Source organism: Peribacillus sp. Bi134 (assembly GCF_918698065.1).
Classification (GTDB): Bacteria; Bacillota; Bacilli; order Bacillales; family DSM-1321; genus Peribacillus.
In genome coordinates this window covers 320,177-339,344 of the sequence record NZ_CAKKLN010000007.1, presented here as the reverse complement: position 1 = coordinate 339,344, position 19,168 = coordinate 320,177, and the positions used below count along the sequence as shown (strand labels likewise).

At 42.1% G+C, this 19,168-nt stretch carries 19 protein-coding genes; 16 read left to right on the top strand and 3 right to left on the bottom strand.

The genetic code is table 11. The annotated features are described in order from the left end of the window. Window positions 1–145 precede the first annotated feature (145 nt). The 13 genes from LQ188_RS17865 to LQ188_RS17805 all read left to right on the top strand — a co-directional run bounded on the left by LQ188_RS17865 (window position 146) and on the right by LQ188_RS17805 (window position 12,424). On the top strand, window positions 146–1,468 hold the full coding sequence (locus LQ188_RS17865; RefSeq protein WP_157831110.1) for an ATP-binding protein: 1,323 nt from the start codon (window positions 146–148) through the stop codon (window positions 1,466–1,468). A 104-nt stretch (window positions 1,469–1,572) separates the two neighbouring features. Further along, window positions 1,573–2,802: an acyl-CoA dehydrogenase gene (locus LQ188_RS17860; RefSeq protein WP_101224487.1), complete on the top strand. Its 1,230-nt coding sequence runs from the start codon at window positions 1,573–1,575 to the stop codon at window positions 2,800–2,802. Further along, on the top strand, window positions 2,799–3,572 hold the full coding sequence (locus tag LQ188_RS17855) for an SDR family oxidoreductase (RefSeq protein WP_101224488.1): 774 nt from the start codon (window positions 2,799–2,801) through the stop codon (window positions 3,570–3,572). Before LQ188_RS17860 ends, LQ188_RS17855 begins: the two co-directional genes overlap by 4 nt. Before the next feature lie 37 nt (window positions 3,573–3,609). Beyond that, the gene (locus tag LQ188_RS17850; protein ID WP_230177699.1) at window positions 3,610–5,220 is read left to right on the top strand and encodes a long-chain fatty acid--CoA ligase; all 1,611 of its coding nucleotides are present in this window, start codon (window positions 3,610–3,612) and stop codon (window positions 5,218–5,220) included. Between the two features lie 72 nt (window positions 5,221–5,292). Continuing rightward, entirely contained in the window at window positions 5,293–5,856 is a 564-nt protein-coding gene (locus LQ188_RS17845) for a TetR/AcrR family transcriptional regulator (protein ID WP_230177627.1), read from the top strand. A 43-nt stretch (window positions 5,857–5,899) separates the two neighbouring features. Then, window positions 5,900–6,787: a 3-hydroxyacyl-CoA dehydrogenase family protein gene (locus LQ188_RS17840; RefSeq protein ID WP_101224490.1), complete on the top strand. Its 888-nt coding sequence runs from the start codon at window positions 5,900–5,902 to the stop codon at window positions 6,785–6,787. Next, window positions 6,784–7,563: an enoyl-CoA hydratase gene (locus LQ188_RS17835; protein ID WP_230177626.1), complete on the top strand. Its 780-nt coding sequence runs from the start codon at window positions 6,784–6,786 to the stop codon at window positions 7,561–7,563. Before LQ188_RS17840 ends, LQ188_RS17835 begins: the two co-directional genes overlap by 4 nt. A gap of 16 nt (window positions 7,564–7,579) precedes the next feature. After that, entirely contained in the window at window positions 7,580–7,981 is a 402-nt protein-coding gene (locus LQ188_RS17830; protein WP_101224492.1) for a thioesterase family protein, read from the top strand. 19 nt (window positions 7,982–8,000) lie between these two features. Next, window positions 8,001–9,062, top strand: a complete 1,062-nt coding sequence (locus LQ188_RS17825) for a phosphotransferase family protein (protein WP_230177625.1) — start codon at window positions 8,001–8,003, stop codon at window positions 9,060–9,062. Between the two features lie 4 nt (window positions 9,063–9,066). Further along, window positions 9,067–9,825 (top strand): 2-phosphosulfolactate phosphatase, encoded by a 759-nt coding sequence (locus LQ188_RS17820; RefSeq protein WP_230177624.1) that lies wholly within the window; start codon window positions 9,067–9,069, stop codon window positions 9,823–9,825. A 28-nt stretch (window positions 9,826–9,853) separates the two neighbouring features. Continuing rightward, a complete protein-coding gene (locus LQ188_RS17815) occupies window positions 9,854–10,633 on the top strand; it encodes an SDR family oxidoreductase (RefSeq protein WP_230177623.1) in 780 nt (259 codons plus the stop codon). A 17-nt stretch (window positions 10,634–10,650) separates the two neighbouring features. After that, window positions 10,651–11,430, top strand: coding sequence for an enoyl-CoA hydratase (locus LQ188_RS17810; protein ID WP_230177622.1), 780 nt, complete (start codon window positions 10,651–10,653; stop codon window positions 11,428–11,430). 16 nt (window positions 11,431–11,446) lie between these two features. Further along, window positions 11,447–12,424, top strand: a complete 978-nt coding sequence (locus LQ188_RS17805) for a zinc-binding dehydrogenase (RefSeq protein ID WP_230177621.1) — start codon at window positions 11,447–11,449, stop codon at window positions 12,422–12,424. A 60-nt stretch (window positions 12,425–12,484) separates the two neighbouring features. Here LQ188_RS17805 and LQ188_RS17800 read toward each other — a convergent pair whose 3' ends face one another. Continuing rightward, the gene (locus tag LQ188_RS17800) at window positions 12,485–12,820 is read right to left on the bottom strand and encodes a DUF3905 domain-containing protein (RefSeq protein ID WP_101224497.1); all 336 of its coding nucleotides are present in this window, start codon (window positions 12,818–12,820) and stop codon (window positions 12,485–12,487) included. Window positions 12,821–12,943: 123 nt separating this feature from the next. Here LQ188_RS17800 and LQ188_RS17795 point away from each other — a divergent pair, with 123 nt between their 5' ends. Then, a complete protein-coding gene (locus LQ188_RS17795) occupies window positions 12,944–13,102 on the top strand; it encodes a hypothetical protein (protein WP_094246584.1) in 159 nt (52 codons plus the stop codon). Continuing rightward, window positions 13,102–13,248, top strand: coding sequence for a hypothetical protein (locus LQ188_RS17790; RefSeq protein WP_157831111.1), 147 nt, complete (start codon window positions 13,102–13,104; stop codon window positions 13,246–13,248). The genes LQ188_RS17795 and LQ188_RS17790 overlap by 1 nt, the downstream gene beginning before the upstream one ends. A 37-nt stretch (window positions 13,249–13,285) precedes the next feature. On the opposite strand, the gene LQ188_RS17785 is transcribed toward LQ188_RS17790, so the two are convergent. Continuing rightward, on the bottom strand, window positions 13,286–15,046 hold the full coding sequence (locus LQ188_RS17785) for a B12-binding domain-containing radical SAM protein (RefSeq protein ID WP_101224498.1): 1,761 nt from the start codon (window positions 15,044–15,046) through the stop codon (window positions 13,286–13,288). A 193-nt stretch (window positions 15,047–15,239) separates the two neighbouring features. After that, window positions 15,240–16,265 carry an acyltransferase family protein gene (locus tag LQ188_RS17780; protein ID WP_101224499.1) on the bottom strand — a complete coding sequence of 342 codons (1,026 nt, stop codon included), beginning with the start codon at window positions 16,263–16,265 and terminating at the stop codon, window positions 15,240–15,242. Window positions 16,266–16,536: 271 nt separating this feature from the next. On the opposite strand from LQ188_RS17780, the gene LQ188_RS17775 reads away from it, so the two are divergent. Continuing rightward, complete coding sequence (locus LQ188_RS17775) at window positions 16,537–18,696, top strand: PAS domain-containing sensor histidine kinase (protein ID WP_230177620.1); 2,160 nt, start codon at window positions 16,537–16,539, stop codon at window positions 18,694–18,696. Window positions 18,697–19,168: the final 472 nt, after the last annotated feature.

Genomic DNA, 19,168 nt, shown 5'->3' with positions numbered 1-19,168 from the left:
GTTTGCAGGAATCATGGATAAAATGTTGAAATTTACCTATAAGTGAGTTTTCCACCATTTCTATTTAAAAGATATGCTAATTTAATCCCTTACTTGGAATTCGATCAGATGAAGTATAAATCATTTTGGTAAGGAGGTGGAAGAAGTGAAGAAATATACAGGAAGAATCTTTGTCCCTGCCCTTTTCTTCATATTGATACTGCCCTATATAGGGTGGCTGGGTCATGAAGAACGCAGGTTTTCCGCCTTTGCAGGAATATATTTAATCGTAATTTTGACCATAGCCTGGTGTTTGGGTGCCAACTTTGATCATAAACGTAAAACGATTGCTTTATTGCAGGATAGCGAAGGGCGTTATCGCATTATCTCCAATTACTCCAAAGAACTGGTCAATAGCTTCAATGAGGTTATTTTCCAGACGGATGATAAAGGAAATTGGCTGTACTTAAACCCGGCATGGAAATCGATGAGTGGTGCAACCGTGAATGAATCCCTGGGGCTTCACTTTTCTAAACATATGGATAAAAATTCTTATCAGGATGTATTAAAGGCCTTTGCGGACACCTTTCATCGAGGGAATAAATACTTTCGCGCGGACATCAAACTAAATGCGAAAAAGGGAACAAGTTGGGTTGAAGCATTCGTTAAACTAATTTATGATGACGCTGGGAAATTCATCGGGACGGCGGGCATATTATCGGAAATCAATGAACGTAAACATGCGGAAGAGAAGCTTGTGAGCCTAAACGAACATTTGGCAATCACATCAAGCAAATTATCAACGGCTGCCCAACTTGCGGCAGGGATTGCACATGAGGTCAGGAACCCGATGACAGCGATAATGGGATTCGTGAAGTTGATTAAAGATGGCGGTGCCGAAAAGCAGGAGTACTATGATATTATTTTTTCGGAAATAAATCGAATTGAGCAAGTGCTGAATGAACTCTTGCTGCTATCGAAACCTGCTGAGGCGGTTTTTCTTGAGAAGGATTTAAAGGAAAGCTGCAACCATGTCGTGACGTTGTTGGAGACAAACGCCGTACTGAACGATATTCAAATTCATAAAAATTATGATTCGGAACCTATTTTTATGTACTTTGATGAAAACCAAATCAAGCAAGTACTAATAAACATGATAAAAAATTCCATAGAATCGATGCCGAATGGCGGAAATATTTTTGTAAGCATAAATGGGGAAAATGGGGAAGTTTTTTTGAGCATTTTGGACGAAGGGGAGGGTATTCCGGAAAACTCCCTGCAAAAAGTAGGAGAACCATTTTTTACTACAAAAACATCAGGAACAGGATTGGGTCTTTCCGTTTGTTTTAGAATCATCGAAAATCATGGCGGAAAAGTTTTCATCACAAGTGAACTGAAAAAAGGTACGAAAATCGTATGTATATTTCCCACCGTCCAAAAAAAGGAATATAGTGGGAAAGAAAAGGTCCAGGTACAGGGCTTTGAATGATAAGAAAATAATGATTTAATTGTTGAAAAAATCTGAATGTTGTGTATATAATTTAAAAGTAATAACATACTAACCGGTCAGTTAGTTTAAAAGGAGGATTCAATTTGAACTTTGAACATACTCAAAAGGTGAAAAACTTGGAAAAGAAGTTAACGGAATTCATGGAAAAGTACGTATACCCAAATGAATCAATATACAAAAAGCAGCTCGAAGCACAGAAGAGCCGCTGGAGTGAAATACCCCCGATATTATCTGAATTGACGGCAAAAGCAAAGGAAGAAGGATTATGGAATTTATTTTTACCTGATAGCGATTACGGTGCGGGTTTAACAAATATAGAATATGCCCCGCTTTGTGAAATCATGGGTAGGTCGACGATAGGACCTGAAATCTTCAACTGTAATGCGCCGGACACAGGTAATATGGAAGTGTTGGTGCGATACGGTTCGGAGGAACATAAAGAACGCTGGCTGAAGCCCTTGCTTGCTGGGGAAATCCGCTCATGCTTCTCGATGACGGAACCGGAAGTGGCGTCTTCCGATGCGACCAATATCGAATGCAGGATAGAAAAGACGGGTAATGAGTATGTCATAAACGGCCGAAAATGGTGGTCTTCGGGAGCAGGCGATCCTCGATGCAAGATTGCCATCGTCATGGGTAAGACAGATCCTGAGGCGTCCAAGCATGAACAACAGTCAATGATTCTTGTACCGCTGGATACACCGGGTGTCAAAATCGAGAGAATGCTCCCTGTGTTTGGCTATGATCATGCCCCGCATGGCCATGCTGAAATCACTTTTGAAAATGTGAGGGTCCCGGCAACGAATATTCTATGGGGTGAAGGCAAAGGATTTGCAATTGCCCAAGGACGACTCGGACCCGGAAGGATTCATCATTGCATGAGGCTGATCGGCGCTGCTGAAAGAGCACTTGAAGAATTATGTAAGCGCATTCAAAACCGTGTCGCTTTTGGTAAAACATTGGCGAGACAAGGTGTGATCATGGAGTGGGTCGCCGATTCACGGATTGAAATCGAACAAGCGAGACTTCTGACCCTAAAAGCCGCTTATATGATGGATACTGTCGGGAACAAGGAAGCGAAGGCGGAGATTGCCATGATAAAAGTGGTGGCACCAAATATGGCATTGAAAGTGCTGGACAGGGCCATCCAAGGCTTTGGAGCTGCAGGGATCTCCGATGATTTCCCTTTTGCTGCACATTGGGCAAATGCACGGACGTTAAGGCTTGCTGATGGGCCAGATGAAGTTCACCGCTCACAAGTTGCTAAAATAGAACTTCGAAAATACCAACAAAAGCATGAGGTGAAAATATGAAAGTTACCGATTTATTCGATTTGACTGGAAAGACGGCGATCATAACCGGCGGAGGGAGAGGATTGGGAGCACAAATAGCGACTGGCTTTGCCGAAGCTGGGGCGAATGTCGTTCTTTGTTCAAGGAAGAAGGAGGCATGCGACGAAGTTGCTTCACAAATCGAAAAGCTTGGAGTCAAGGCGCTTTCCTTCAAGTGTGATATCACCAATCCGTCAGATGTACAGGAAGTTGTTAACGAAACTTGCCGAGAATTCGGTGCCATCGACATTTTAGTAAACAATAGCGGGGCATCCTGGGGGGCACCGGCCATCGACATGCCCCTTGAAGCATGGCAGAAGGTGATGAATGTCAATGTAACCGGAACCTTTATCATGAGCCAGACAGCAGGCAGGGTCATGATTGAGCAGGGACATGGGAAAATCATAAATATCGCTTCCGTCGCCGGATTAGGGGGGACCGACCCTAGGGTGCTCGATACGGTCGGATATAATACGAGTAAAGGGGCGGTCATTACTTTAACGAAGGATTTAGCTGTTAAATGGGGTCAGCATAATATCAATGTAAATGCAATCGCACCAGGGTTCTTTCCGACAAAAATGACGAAAGGGGTTCTTGAGCAAGGAAAGAATCCTATCTTGGATTCCACTCCGCTAAAAAGATTAGGGAGTGATGATGATTTAAAAGGGGCAGCGGTTTTCCTTGCCTCGAAGGCATCTGATTTTGTGACTGGAAATATCCTGATCGTCGATGGGGGTTCACATGCAAAGTAATGAAAGGTAAGTAAATATGGCTGGAGGGTATGAAATGATGAATGAAAAAAAATGGCTGTCCGTTTATCCTGATTCAATATCAAAGGAAATCAAAGTCCCTGAGTTTCCGATGCAAAGAATCCTTCAAAATGCATCTCAGTCCCATCCAAACAATACAGCTATTACTTTTTATGACCGAAAGATATCCTATCAGGAACTTTTTCATGCGTCGCAAGCCTTTGCTTCAGCCCTGCAAAAAAAAGGTGTTCAAAAAGGCGACCGTGTCGCCATCATGCTGCCTAACTGTCCGCAATACGTCATTGCGTATTATGGTTCGTTGACAACAGGAGCCATTATCACACAAATTAACCCAATGCTGGTTGAAAGGGAGCTGCAGCATATTTTACAAGACTCCGGTGCAGAAACGATCGTGGTATTGGACGGATTATACCCAAAAGTGAAAAGTGTACAGCAACATGCAAATTTGAAAAATATTATCGTCGTAAGCCTGCAGACTTCGGATGCAGATTTTCAGCCTGATGCTTCGTTTGACCAATTCATGAAAACAGGAGATGGCAAAATCAATCCAGTATCAATCGATCCGGAAAATGATATAGCCGTTCTTCAGTATACAGGAGGAACGACTGGCCGTTCAAAAGGAGCGATGCTGACACACAGCAATATTCTGGCCAATGTCGTTCAAACGTATGAATTCTTCAAGCATGAATTAAAAATAGGTACTGAAAGAACGCTGTCGGTCATCCCGCTTTTTCATGTTTTTGGAATGTCGTCCGCAATGAATTTATCCGTGTATATCGCGGGTGACTCGATCATGCTGCCCCGATTTGAAATAGAAGAAGTGCTGGAAACGATAAAGCGTGAACAGCCGACCACTTTTCCTGGTGTTCCCACCATGTATGTAGCGTTGACGAATCACCCGAGGGCAGAAGAATATGGAATGGGCTCAATTCAGGTCTGTAACAGCGGAAGTGCACCGATGCCCGTGGAACTGCTGCGTGAGTTCGAACGAAAATCAGGTGCAAAGATATTGGAAGGCTACGGTCTTACGGAAGCTTCGCCAACAACTCATTGTAATCCGGTATTTGCAAAAAGGAAGCCGGGGAGCGTCGGGATCGGAATCCCTTCGACTGAATATAAAGTGATGGACCTGGGTGACGGGACAAAAGAAGTGGCCACTGGCGAAATGGGGGAATTGGTCGTCAAGGGACCACAAGTGATGAAAGGGTACTGGAATATGCCGGAGGAAACGGCGGTAACGCTTAGAGATGGTTGGCTTTATACGGGTGATATCGCCAAAGTTGATGATGACGGGTATCTCTATATTGTCGATAGGAAAAAAGATTTGATCATCGCAAGTGGTTATAATATATATCCGCGAGATGTGGAGGAAGTGCTTTATGAACATCCTGCTGTCCAGGAAGCGGTTGTCATCGGCGTTCCGGATGCGTACCGAGGAGAGTCGGTAAAAGCGGTGCTTGTACTTAAAAATAATAAAACGGCAAATGAGCGGGAAATCATCGACTACTGCCGTGCCAACCTATCGGCCTATAAAATTCCGCATTTCGTTGAATTTCGTGAAGAGTTACCGAAAACAAATGTCGGAAAGATTTTAAGGCGGGCTTTAAGAGAAGAACTTTCCAGGAAATAAGAGGGCTTTGATAGTACGAAAGCGTATGATATCAATTCAGCTGAAATTTTAACAGATTGCGAGGGTGCTTACATGAAAGAAAAAATGACAGAACATAGCATACGCTTATTTGAAAAGAAGGGCTTTAGTGAAACGTCGATTTCTGATATCGTCGAATCGGTCGGGGTGACGAAGGGAACGTTTTATTATTACTTTACGAGCAAAGAGCAATTGCTTATGGATATTCATCTCGCTTATATAGACGAGTTGCTTAGTGAGCAGGAAATGATCATTTCGGAACCTGGGAAAAGCTGTAAGGATAAGCTTTTCGATATGGTATATATGCTTATAAAAAGCATCAGAACCAAAAAATCCAGCGCAACGGTCTTTTTCCGTGAAATGAAAAATCTAAGTGACGAAAAACTTGCACAAATCCTTCCTAAGCGGGATGAGTTCCGTAATAAAATCGAGCAAGTGCTGATTAGCGGCATCGAGAGCGGAGAACTACGTTCCAATCTCGATGCATCCATCATCTCTTTCGCTATTTTGGGTGTAGCCAATTGGAGCTATCATTGGTTCGACCCAGAAGGTGAAAAAAACGAACAGGAAGTTGCCTCCATTTTTATGGGGATGATTCTGCAGGGAATTGAAGCGTGACCAGGTAACATACTAACCAGTTAGTTGAAGGGAGATAGAAGGCATGGCCAACAAGCAAATTCAATCGATAACCGTAATTGGGGCCGGGCAGATGGGGCATCAAATTGCGATGCTTGCTGCACTTGGAGGGTACGAAACGATTCTTCAGGATGTTCAGGAATTAGCGTTGAATACAGCCAAAGAAAAACTGGACGCCATTTTGACTAAATGGGTTCAAAAAGGAAAATTGTCTGAAGATCGTAAATTGGCTGCTTTTAGCCGTCTTCAATATACTACCGATCTTGAGAAAGCGGCGAGTGGAGCTGATCTGATCATTGAAGCGGTAGTTGAAAAACTTGATGTGAAACAGGAGGTCTTCGCTAAACTTGAAGAATTCGCCTCCGCGGAAACCATTTTTGCTACGAATAGTTCAACGATCGTCAATAGCCTGCTTGCGAGTGTGACGAAGCGCCCGGATAAGTTTATTAATATGCATTTCTTTTTTCCGCCTCTAGTTATGGATTGTGTTGAGGTTGTCATGAGTGATCAAACATCGGAGGAAACAGCCGAGCTTGCGATGGAAGTGACAGAGAAAATGAATAGGACAGGAGTTTTGTTGAGAAAAGAGATATCGGGATTCGTAGCCAATAGAATTTTGGGAGCGTTGCAGCGTGAGGCCCTATATTTGTATGAAGAAGGAATTGTGGATTATAAGGATATCGATTTAATTTGCAGGAAAGCTTTAGGCCATCCCATCGGCCCTTTTGAACTGATGGATCTATCAGGTATTGATGTAGGATATTTTGTCATGCAGCAGCGATACAATGAAACTGGAAATCCAGAAGACAAGCCGAATGCTTGTATAGCAGAAAAGGTGAATAAAGGGGATTTAGGAAGGAAAACAGGAAAAGGCTGGTATGATTATCCAAATCAAGGGGTGAAGAATCGATGACAAAATTAATTAGAGTGGTTAAGGAAAATAAGCTTGCGATCATCACCATCGATAATCCTCCATTAAACGTAATCAGTAAACAAGTATTCAGGGAGTTGGGAGAAACATTCGATGAACTTTCAAAAGATAATGAAACAGTTGCGGTACTCATAACAGGTGCAGGCAATATCGCATTTGCGGCTGGTGCTGATATAAAAGAATTCCCTAGCATGATGGGGAACCCGAATATGAAGGAAATTGTAAAGGAGGGTCATGCCGTCCTAACCAAAATAGACCAGTTTCCTAAACCTACAATAGCTGTATTAAACGGCCTGACTTTGGGCGGCGGATGTGAACTGGCTCTGGCCTGTGATTTGCGAGTGGCTGAAACACAGGTTCAAATTGGTCTGCCGGAAGTGAAATTAGGCTTATTTCCTGGAGCTGGCGGTACACAGCGTTTGTCCAGACTTGTCGGAAACGCAAAGGCAAAAGAGATTATATTTACCGGTGATCCGCTAGGCGCCATGGAAGCGGAAAAGATCGGGCTTGTCAATAAAGTCGTCGAGCAAGGCTGCGGCTTATCGGAAGCGAAAATCTTGGCCTCACGAATGACAAGGCACTCACTTCAGGCACTTTCGAGAATCAAGAAGGCGATTAATGAAGGAAGTGAAGCCACGCTTGAACAAGGACTGGAGATTGAAACGAATCTTTTTGAAGAAATCTTCCAAACTGAAGATGTTAAAGAAGGGGTTTCCGCATTCTTGGATAAACGTAAACCTGCTTTTGTACATCGTTAATTCAAGGAGGGGTCTTATGCATGAATTGGAAGTCGACGTCCGTTTTTCCGAAACGGATGCTTTGGGCCACATCAATAACACAAGCTATTTCATTTACCTTGAAGAAGCGCGCATGAAATTTTTTGAAGCTTTGGGCTTAGCTACGAATGTCGAGTCATGGAACTTTTTGTTAGCCTCCACTAAATGCGACTTTATTGCTCAGGGATATTTCAATCAACTCTTGACCATTCGTTCATCTATAAAAAAGGTAGGGACGAAAAGTTGTGAAATGGCCCATGATATCCTCTGCTCACAAACTGGGGAAATCATTGCTAAGGGAAGTGCAGTTTTAGTTTGTTTTAATTTTTTGAATCAAAAAAGTGAACCTATTCCTGAAATGATTAAAGAAAAACTCATTTCACATCTTGTTCATAATTAGAATGAAGGAGTGGAAGAACATGGTTGGCGATACGATTCCTGTTCGGCCCGGCGAGGAACTGAATATTGGTGCATTAGAAGGTTTCCTAAGAAAAAATGTATTGGACCTTCCAAATGAACCGTTAGAATTGCAACAATTTTCAACGGGCTATTCCAATTTGACTTATCAGCTGAAAATTGGTGAGTGGGAGGCTGTTCTAAGAAGGCCACCGCTTGGCCCTGTTGCGCCAAAGGCACATGATATGAAGCGTGAACATCATATCCTTTCCTCGATCAACCCATATTTTCAAGCAGCTCCCGAGCCTATTCTGTTCTCGGATGATGAATCGATTGCGGGGGCCCCTTTTTTCCTAATGGAAAGGAAACATGGAATTGTAATAGATACCGAATTTCCCAAGGGAATCGAGCCTACTGTTGAAAAGTGCCGACAGCTTTCTCATGTCATGGTCGATCGGCTTGCTGATCTTCACTCGATTCCCTATGAGAAAACTGCGTTGGTGGAAATCTCCAAACCTGAAGGGTTCATTGAAAGACAAGTGGGCGGATGGATTTCCCGCTATGAGAGAGCAAAGACAGATGAAATCAAGGAAATTCGACCGCTCATCGATTATTTTCAACAGTATATCCCGAAACATAGCCAGACTTCCATTATCCATTATGACTATAAGATCAATAATGCCATGTTTAACCAGGACCTTACAGAGATGGTTGGTTTATTTGATTGGGAAATGTCCACCGTTGGTGATCCGTTAGCCGATCTAGGAGTGGCTTTAAGCTACTGGACGGAAAGCGGTGATCCGGAACTTATCAAAATCGGTGTGGGTAAAGCATCCGTTACCACTTTACCTGGTTTCCCGACACGAAGGGAATTTATCGAGATGTATGCAGCTAGAAGCGGCAGGGATGTTTCCAACGTCGATTTTTATTTAACATTTGGTTACTTTAAGTTGGCTGTCATTCTTCAGCAAATTTATTATCGATATAAAAAAGGCCAGACTAATGATCCCCGTTTTTCCAATCTCGGAAAAACGGTTAAAAGCTTACTCACTCATGCAGCAAATGTAGCTGCGAAGGAAGTTTAATATTATGGAATATATACAAAACATTCATTTGCTGCTAAAAAAAGAAGAGATAGATGGAAAAAAGCTTCAAGAAGGGGAGAAAGTTGCGGTCGTACTTGATGTATTATTAGCGACCACTACGATTATTTCAGCACTTCATGAGGGAGCACGCCAGGTGATACCTGTCATGGATCCAGTGGATGCCTTGGTGAAAAGCCAGGAATTGGACCATGGGGATGTTGTAGTTGCAGGGGAACTAAAAGCTAAGCCGGTTGATGATTTAATGTATCCGAGTCCGACGCTATTGAGTAAGTTGGTACGCGGCAAAACATTAATACTTTCCACGACTAATGGAACGGTTGCGCTGAGAAATTCTGCAGCTGCCAAAAAGGTTTATATCGCATCTTTGTTGAATAATCCGTCTGTTGCAGAAAAAATAAGAAAACATCATAAAACAGAAACGATCATCATCGTTTGCTCGGGAAATTCAGGTGAATTCAGTCTGGAAGACTTTTACGGTGCAGGTCATTTGATAGATTGCCTGATTGCTGGGTCGCAAGGCTCGTTCATACTCAACGATGCAGCAAAGGCTGCCAATGCGCTTTATCGCACGAATAGCGAAAATGCCTTTGATATCCTGAAATCATCATATGTCGGACAGCTGTTTGACAAACATAGTTTGATCGCCGATTTGGAATTGGCGGCGCAAAAAGGTTCGTTGGATCTTGTCCCGGAGTTGGTGGATGGAAGGATCGAAGCTGAATTGAAAAGGCAGGAAACGTAGTTCAAAATCCAGATAAGGAGTGAAGGGGATGAGGTTTTCACAATCAATAGCGGTGGTGACAGGTGCAGGCTCAGGTATTGGGAAAGCTACAGCGATGCGCCTATCGGACGAAGGGGCAAAAGTGTTATTGGTAGGGCGGACGAAAGGAAAGCTGGAGGAAGCAGCTGCAGAAATCAATGCGAGGCATACGATTCCCGTGGCCGACATTTTCCCTGCAGATGTTACCGTCGAGGAGGATGTAATAGAGCTGGCCATGTATGTGAAGGAACAATATCGTGACCTTCACATTTTAATCAATAACGCAGGTGGATCAAAGTCCTCGAAGCTTTTGGATACATCTGCTGCTGATTGGGATATGATTCAGCATGTCAATTTGAAAAGTGTCTTTCTTGTTTCCAAGTACTTGGGGAAAGTGATGGAAGAAGGGGCGGACAGTGGTAATGAAGGCTCCTCCAATCGGGCAATCGTGAATGTGGCTTCACTGTCAGGGCATCAGGCAGGGGCATTCATCCCGCATTACAGCTCTGCTAAAGCAGGTGTCATCAGTTTAACTAAATCATTGGCACTGGAACTCGCTGCAGTCGGCATTCGGGTCAATTCCGTATCACCTGGATTCATTGAAACTCCATTGACGGAGGATGGATTGCAAAATGAAAAATTCGTAAAGTCCATTCAACGGAACACGGCACTGGAAAGAGTGGGGAGAGCGGAGGAAATAAGTAATGTCATTACCTTTGCTGCTTCCCCGGAGGCTTCCTATATGACTGGGACGGATTTATTGGTGGATGGCGGCTGGTTGATCAAATAGAAAAAGGGGATGGGTAAATGTTAAAAGAACACTTATTGACAGAAGTAATCGATAATGTAATGATCCTTACTTTGAATCGTCCTGAAAGTTTGAATGCGTTTAGTCCTGATATGATCGCAAGCTTAACGAAAGCGATTAAGGATGTAAAACATACACCACATATAAGGGCCGTCGTCATTAAAGGGGCGGGAAGGTCGTTCACTGCAGGAGGAGACGTAAAGTCGATGGGGAAGGCCTCTGCAGGTCAATTGTATGATCATGTCGGCAGAATGAACGAATGCATAATGGCTCTCGATGCCTCTGAGGTTCCCGTAATCGCTGCCGTCCATGGATTTGCGGCAGGGGCAGGATTCAATTTGGCACTCGCTTGTGATTTGATCGTGGCTTCCGATGATAGTCAATTTGCCATGAGTTTTACACAGGTAGGCCTGATTTCTGATGGAGGGGGCTCGTATTTTTTACCTAAGTTAGTAGGGCCCCACCTTGCAAAGCAGCTCTTCTTTTCTGCCGAACCGATTTCTGCGGAGCGCTTATACCAGTTAGGTGTCATTAATTATTTATACCCACTCAATCAACTTGAAGAAGAATCATTGAAACTTGCGGAAAAGCTGGCAAATGGACCGACAAAGGCTTATGGAATGATGAAAAAGCTCGTAAGTCATTCATTTACGGCTACACTTGGTGAAATACTCGAACAAGAGCGCATCACGCAAACCTTGATGGCTTCAACAGAAGATCATCTGGAGGGAGTTGCAGCATTCAAAGAAAAGAGAAAACCGGAATTTACAGGGAATTAATGAGGGAGGGATAAAGATGAAAGCCATTCATTTTGAAGAATACGGCGGACCGGAAGTACTGAAATTGACTGAAATGGAAAGACCTGTGCCAACTGGGCATGAAGTTCTGATTGAAATCGATTGTGTCGGCGTCAATTATGCAGATACAGCCAGAAGGGAAGGGCAATATGTAGTACCTACGCCGCTTCCTTTCATTCCAGGTGCGGAAGTGGCTGGCGTTGTGGTGGAGGTTGGTGGAAAGGTGACTAAAATCAAACCTGGTACAAGGGTCGTGAGTTTAATTGAATCAGGTGGGTATTCGGAATACGCCCTATCTGATGAGTTCTCGGCCATTCCGCTTCCTGATGCCATTCAGTTCCATGAAGCTGTTGCCCTGCCCCTTCAAGGTCTGAGCGCCTATCATATTTTAAAGACAATGGGACGCATGCAACAGGGGGATACGGTATTGGTCCATGCTGCTGCAGGTGGAGTAGGAACGATTGCTGTCCAGCTAGCCAAAATCTTCGGGGCTGGAAAAGTGATTGCCACAGCCAGCACAGTGGAAAAGTTGAAACTGGCTAAAGAGATGGGGGCAGATGAACTCATCGATTACACGAAAGAAGGATGGGAAATGGAAGTCCGTGAGGTCACGGGAGGAAAGGGAGTCGACGTGGCGCTGGAAATGGCTGGAGGGGATATTTTCAATAAAACATTGAAATGTTTGGCACCATTCGGACGTCTAGTTGTTTTTGGTAATGCCAGCCGTAAGCCATATACGATGAATCCGCAGCAATTAATGAGGCGCAATCAATCCGTTGTAGGTTTTTTCCTGCCACAGATCATGAAACACCCAGATTTACTGTTGCCCAGCATTCAAGAACTTATTGCATACGTCGCGTCTGGGGAACTTAAGCTAACCATCGGGGGCATCTATCCAATTGAAAAGGCAGCAGCCGTCCATGAGGAAATGAACGCACGTCAAACAAAAGGGAAGTTGATTTTGCAGGTTAAATGAGAAGAAGGGGTGTGATGCACCCCTTGTATGATAATGGGATTCTTGCCCTTCTAGAACGACTCAATCCGCATCGGTGCTGACATCCTTATCGGGATGCATGAAAGGCGGCTGCGGTGCTCTTTTAGCCTCTAACAATTCACGGTTTTCAGTTGTATTCCAGCCTATATCATTGGTGGGGTGTATCCATTCGTCTCCAGCCATGATTTCCGGATCTGTATCTTCACTCCAATTTTCAAGTGGTGAGTTTTCGGATGCATATTTACTGTCGCCGATGACGACTCCATAATCATTAACGAATGGAGCCTTTGGTTTTATGCCGGTTCCTTTAAAGCTTGGTGCGTTAATTTGGTGCGGTTGTGTATCGTCGATAATTGGTGAATCCAATTTTTTTTTCATATAGCGACTCCCTTTCCGTTTTACGGTTATTTTTCTCGTCTGTCCCTATATTATCCCTGAATAATTTCCGGCATTTTTACCCCACTCTAAAGAAGTAAACTATATTAAAAAGGGTGGATGAAAATGAAACGGAAAGCCAATGTGGATGGTGCTGTCAAAGCAAGTAAAACGCCAAAAAGAAACCAAGCTGAAAATGAATTTTCCAATGAGTTCGCAATGGAGGAAAACGCGATGAAAGGTGCCAACCGCAATTCAAAGCAGGGCAGAAAAGGAAGAAGTTAATGGATAAAGAAAAACGGGACAGCGGGGAAAAGATGGGGGAACATGTACGGACGGAATTTGGAATCGAATTCAGCGGCGATATGAACGCAACAAAAATTTATGAGATTTTGGCAAAAGAAAATAAAAAACGTGAAAGTGATAAGTAAATAAGGACGGACCCAATTCTTGGGTCCGTCCTTATTCTTAAAGTATGATGCTGCCAGATTTTGATTGAGGGAAAATCGTTGATCCCTTACCACTCGGATCAAAATAGGCAAGCATGAACGATGGTTTATCGACGATTGTTCCCTCAGCTAAATACGTTTCCAAATCAAAGGGAAGTGCCTCGAGCAATGTGTGTTTGTGTATTTCCTTTTCATTAAGGGCCAAAGCTGTGAAAGAGGAACCAAGCTGTCCAGGGTTATTCAGAATATCTTCATATATCTCTTTCCGCCCATTTTTATCTAATGAAGCTTCCCACCAAGGTTTACGTGGTTTGTATTTTTGATTGATGAAATAATCCAATTTCATGAGTCCGATAATGTTTTTCAGTTCGGCAGATTCCCGGGAAGCCAAAAACTGCTGTAAACGTCTGAACAAGTCTTCAAGCTGATGTCCGATTCGTGACCACCCTTGTTCATCCCAATAGGTACCGAAATCTTGAAAGAAGTCGAACGGTGATTGAAATACCGTTTGGACAAGATATTCCGTGGTATGGTCCATTCTATGATCGTTCCAGTATTTTTCAAGGACATCTTCAACTTGTTTAATGCGGACAATGTCATCGAAGGATAAAACATTATTCCCCAGGATTTCATAGGGAGCATGTTCGCTGTATATATATTGGTGTTCATCGGCACGTATCCGTAAGCCAGTGCCACGAAGCATCTTTAAGAAACCAAGCTGCATCTCTTCGGGTCTGAGCTCGAAAACATCATTGAAGGTCTTTCTGAAAGAATGATAATCTTCTTCAGGCAAACCTGCAATAAGGTCTAAATGCTGATCAATTTTCTGCCCTTCTTTTACCATGGTTACGGTCCTTGTCAGTTTTTCGAAGTTCTGCCTTCTCATTACTAGATCATTCGTATGATCATTCGTCGACTGTACTCCTATTTCAAAGCGGAACAATCCTGCAGGGGCATTATCATTCAAGAACTGGATAACTTCCGGACGCATGATGTCTGCCGTGATCTCGAATTGGAAAACCACACCGGGAAGATGTTCATCGATTAGGAATTGAAACATTTCCATGGCATAGCTTCGGCTGATATTGAACGTTCTGTCAACGAACTTAATTGTCTTGGCACCATTAGCCATAAGGTACCTGATATCTTCTTTAATCTTTTCTCGATCAAAATACCTGACACCCACTTCAATCGATGAAAGGCAAAATTGGCAGCTGAACGGGCACCCTCGGCTAGTTTCGATATAGGTGACACGTTTAGATAGGTCTCCGCGGTCTTCCTCCAAACGATATGGAGTAGGGAGGGATTTTAAATCAACCTTGCCGTTCTGAGGCTGGATGATTTTTCTCCCATCCTGCCGATACGCAATGCCGCCGACCTTCTTATAGTCATTCGAACCTTCGATTTCAGATAAAAGGGCCTTGAAGGTAACTTCACCTTCGCCAATTACGATGAAATCAGCCCCGGGAATCTGATCAAGCCATTCCCCAACATCATAGGTGACTTCAGGTCCGCCCAGGATGATAACCAATTCTGGATTGATCTTCTTCAGCATGGCTACGACCTTCATTGTTTCCTCGATGTTCCAAATATAGCAGCTGAACCCGATTACGTCAGGTTTTTTGGAATGAAGGTCACCAACTATGTTCATAATCGGATCTTTTATTGTATATTCCGCCAGCTGTACATCATAATCTGGCTGGGCATAAGCTTTTAAATATCGGATGGATAGCGATGTATGGATATATTTTGCATTAAGAGTACTGATTATTATATTCATGTTAAAGGGCGTAAAGTAAACGCCTGACTCCTTTCGTGTACATGTCTTTTTAAGCCAACAAGCACTAACGAGTAATTTTACCATAGCGTGCTTCATTTGAAAAATGAGTTATTGTATTGAAGGGGAATCTTTTCCCTTGAAGGTCGATATGAAATAAAAACGGATAAAGCAGAAAATGCTTCATCCGTTTTATTTAAAAAGCTTGTTTAATATATTCTTTTGTTTTAGTCATGAAACGTTTTGTTTTGGTCGCCTTCAATTCGATGATCGGCTGTGCCATCGTAGCGATCATTTCACTTGATAATAACACCGTAATCAAGAAAGAGAGACCGGCGAGCATGATGAAGCTCTCGGTATTGCTGAAGTATTCCTGTATGGTGCTTTCACGGAAGAACCGAATGAAGAAACCATGCAGCAGATAGACATAAAGGGTTTGTTTACCCCAATTCGTAAAGAAATATTGTCCGCGTGGGATGAATGAAAGGAAGCTGAACACTGAAATTATGCTCAATCCATAAAATCCCAGACGTTTGAACATGGACACGATTGTCGCATCTTCAAGTTCGGCATATGGTTTCGAACCGAGCAGCCATTTATAATTGATATCGGTATTTAAATAAAATCCGATAAAAATCACTAACATGACACTAAGTGAAGCCAAACGAATTTTGGGAGTGAAAAGTTTTTTTAAATGGTCCTTGCTTAAATGGTATCCGATCAAGAACATCGGGAAAAAAACGAATGTCCTGGAAAGACTAAGGTAATTGGAGATATTGTCAATATATCCAATCAATAATGCGATTAAGATTGATAAACCTATGCCTACTGATGGCTTTAGCTTTGAAAAACCAAGCAGCATGATGTTCCAGCAGAATAAACTGATCAAGAACCATAGCGACCATTGGGGATCAAGCAGGTCTACGGTGATGGCAGAGCGTTCATATAAAAAATAATAGTAAACGGTATATATCAATTGGAAAATGATGTAGGGTAAAATCAGTTTTTTAGTAATTTTACCTAAATACCCTTTTTGATAAAAACCTTTTGCAAAGAAGCCTGAAACCAGGATAAAGGCAGGCATGTGAAAGGAATAAATGGTTTTATATAAAGCATAAATCGTTTCACTGTCATGTATATACGTATTCAGCAAATGTCCAAAGACGACAAAGGCCATGAGAATGAACTTGGCGTTATCGAAGAAAAAATCACGTTGTTTCATTGTTGCCTCCATTTAATAAATTTTTAAGGTAGCTAGAAAGAAAGCATTGTTATCTCTTATACCCTAAATACCTTGTACGAAATCAATATTTATTAAATTTATTATAAAAATCTTAAATTAAGCTTAACGCGAAGTTTTATAGTATTCAATATACTATCATTTGATATATAGTAAAATTTTGTAATTTTATCGTTTTTCGAAAATACCGAGGAAAATCAAGATGGATGTCGAATAAAGTTTGGTAAGTTGGGGTTTTGATGAGGGGGTTAATATGAATATCGGTTATGAGAATGAATCGGGATATAAACAGGAAATTATAAAGTTGAATAAACAAATCGAAGGGTTTTTGAATATTTTCAATTCAATGTCAGAGCCTTATATTAGGGTTGATGAGGAACTGCGTATCACTTTTGCCAATGATGCCTCATGTGCCCTGCTGGAATCATCGAAAAATCAGCTGGAGTCCATGAAGATAACTGATTTTCTCGATGTCATCCCTTTAAATAATCAGGAAGTGTCAAGTTCCCTAAAAACCTCGAATGAACCTGAAAGGCAAATTATCCAGCTTCATACCGGAGCCCTTAAGCAAATAGAGTTTATGCGTATAGGCGAGCTTTCCGAAGGACAGCAGTTCTATCGTTTGAGGGATGTGACATTGGATGTTTCTTCGTCAAGGGAAACAAGGATGTCAAGGCAGATGTTTTTGGACATTTTTGATACAGCCATAGAAAGTATCGTTCTATTCGACAGTTCAGGAATAATCATGGAAGTGAACCATGCCTTTATCCATGTCATGGGCATCCCGAAAAAAGAGATTGTCGGTAAGAATATGAGGGACCTCATATCCCCTGATTATCGGGGATATTGGGATGAGAGCATACAAAGAGCCTTTTATGAGTCGAACTTCAAAGGAGAGGTAGAGATTGAGGTTGGGGATGAACTGCATCACTTTACTTTTTCCATAAGTTCAACGGTAGGAAATGAATTATATATGTCGGTGCTTCGAAGAATTACAGAATCAAATATAATAGAAAAAAAGTTAGAAACGAGCGAACGGATTTTTGCGGAATTATTCGACCAGTCGATGGATGCGATCATATTCTGGAATGATGATGGAATCATTTTTCGGGTCAATCATTCAGCATGTAAAATATTCGAATCCAGCAGAGAGGATTTGATAGGCAGTTATATCTGGAAATACGTGTACAGCAATAATCACCATTTTGGTCAGATGATGGAAACGTTTGAAAGAGACACCCAAGTTCGGGGTGAGCTGATTTATAAAATGCCTAATAACCAAATTAAATTGCTTGAATTGACTGCCAAAAAACATGAAGGTGACGGGTATAACGTAACGATATTTCGAAATGTCAGTGAGCGCTGGTTGATTGAGAAGGAATTAAGGGATAGTGAGAAGAAGTTCAGGAAAATTTTTGAGGGAACTTTAGACGGCTTGATTCTCTGGAATCATGAAGGGTTCACGGATATTAATGAAGCAGGTCAAAAAATATTGGAGATTTCAAAGCGTAAACTGATTTCTTTATCTGTTAAGGGATTCATCAAAAAAATTCCTGAAAATGCTCCTGTCTTGAACGCTCACATTGAAAATGTTTATAAGCATGAGGTCTACTCATCCATCATTCCAATAACATTCGAAGATGGAAGAGTAAAGCATATTGAATTTTTGACAAGGAAAAATTTATATTCGAACCTGAATTTAAGCATTTTCCGAGATGTGAGTAAAAATCTCGAAATGCAGGAACAGATCAGGAAATCGGATACTTTGAATGTCGTTGGTGAACTGGCGGCCGGAATTGCTCACGAAATCAGGAATCCAATGACAGCCTTAAAAGGTTTTATCCAGTTACTTGAGGATGGTGTCAAGGGGGAGTTTTCCACATATTTTCATGTGATAACATCTGAAATTAAGCGAATCGAATCCATTATCACGGAATTTTTGGTGTTGGCAAAGCCGCAGGCTCTAAAAATTTTTAAACAGGATATTCATACAATTTTGAGAGAGACACTAGAATTACTGGCCGCTCAGGCACTGTTGGAAAATATTCAATTCGAGACAGACTTTGAAGAAGAGGAATTTAAGGTTTTATGTGAAGCGAACCAGTTAAAGCAAGTGTTCATTAACATCATCAAAAATGCATTGGAAGTCATGCCGGATGGCGGATCTGTTCAAATTAAAACAAGCCGGTTTTCAGAGAAATACGGCTGCATCTCAATTACCGATAAAGGTATGGGGATTTCAACGGAAATGCTAAAAAAATTGGGCGAACCTTTTTATACGACGAAGGATAGGGGAACCGGACTGGGGCTCATGGTCAGCTATAAAATCATTGAAGAGCACAATGGCTATATAGAGGTGGAAAGCGAAGTGGGAAAAGGGACGAGCTTTCATATTTATTTGCCTTTCGAGTAAAAGATATTTGCGACATTACTGCCGAATAACTGGCTATGCCTGCTTTGATGTGGCTTGGAAGGCAGTAGGCGGAAAGGGAGTGGATTCTGAGAATAACTAGGACGTTTTTCGTGAAAAAGGTTCTATCTAATTTATTAAAGGGATTGGAACGGAAAGCGTGTGCCTGGAGTGGACAAATAGTACTTATCCTAAAAAACTGCAGGCAGACTGGCATTTCTTCGAATTTTCTACAGTCTGGGGAATCCTTTATTGGATTCCTTTTTTTGTTCCATCATTATTATCTTGGAATCACAATTAAGCTCATAAAAAATGTTGTGCTTTCATAAAAGGGAACTGTGCCGAATTAATTAAGCGGAAACTAATAATCCCCTCAAATTGGGTGACTTTCGAATCATTTCTCGGAGCTGGCTTCATATGATTCTTCCTGATAATTATCAGGGTTTTATGGTTAGAAATTTCCGTCATATCCTGT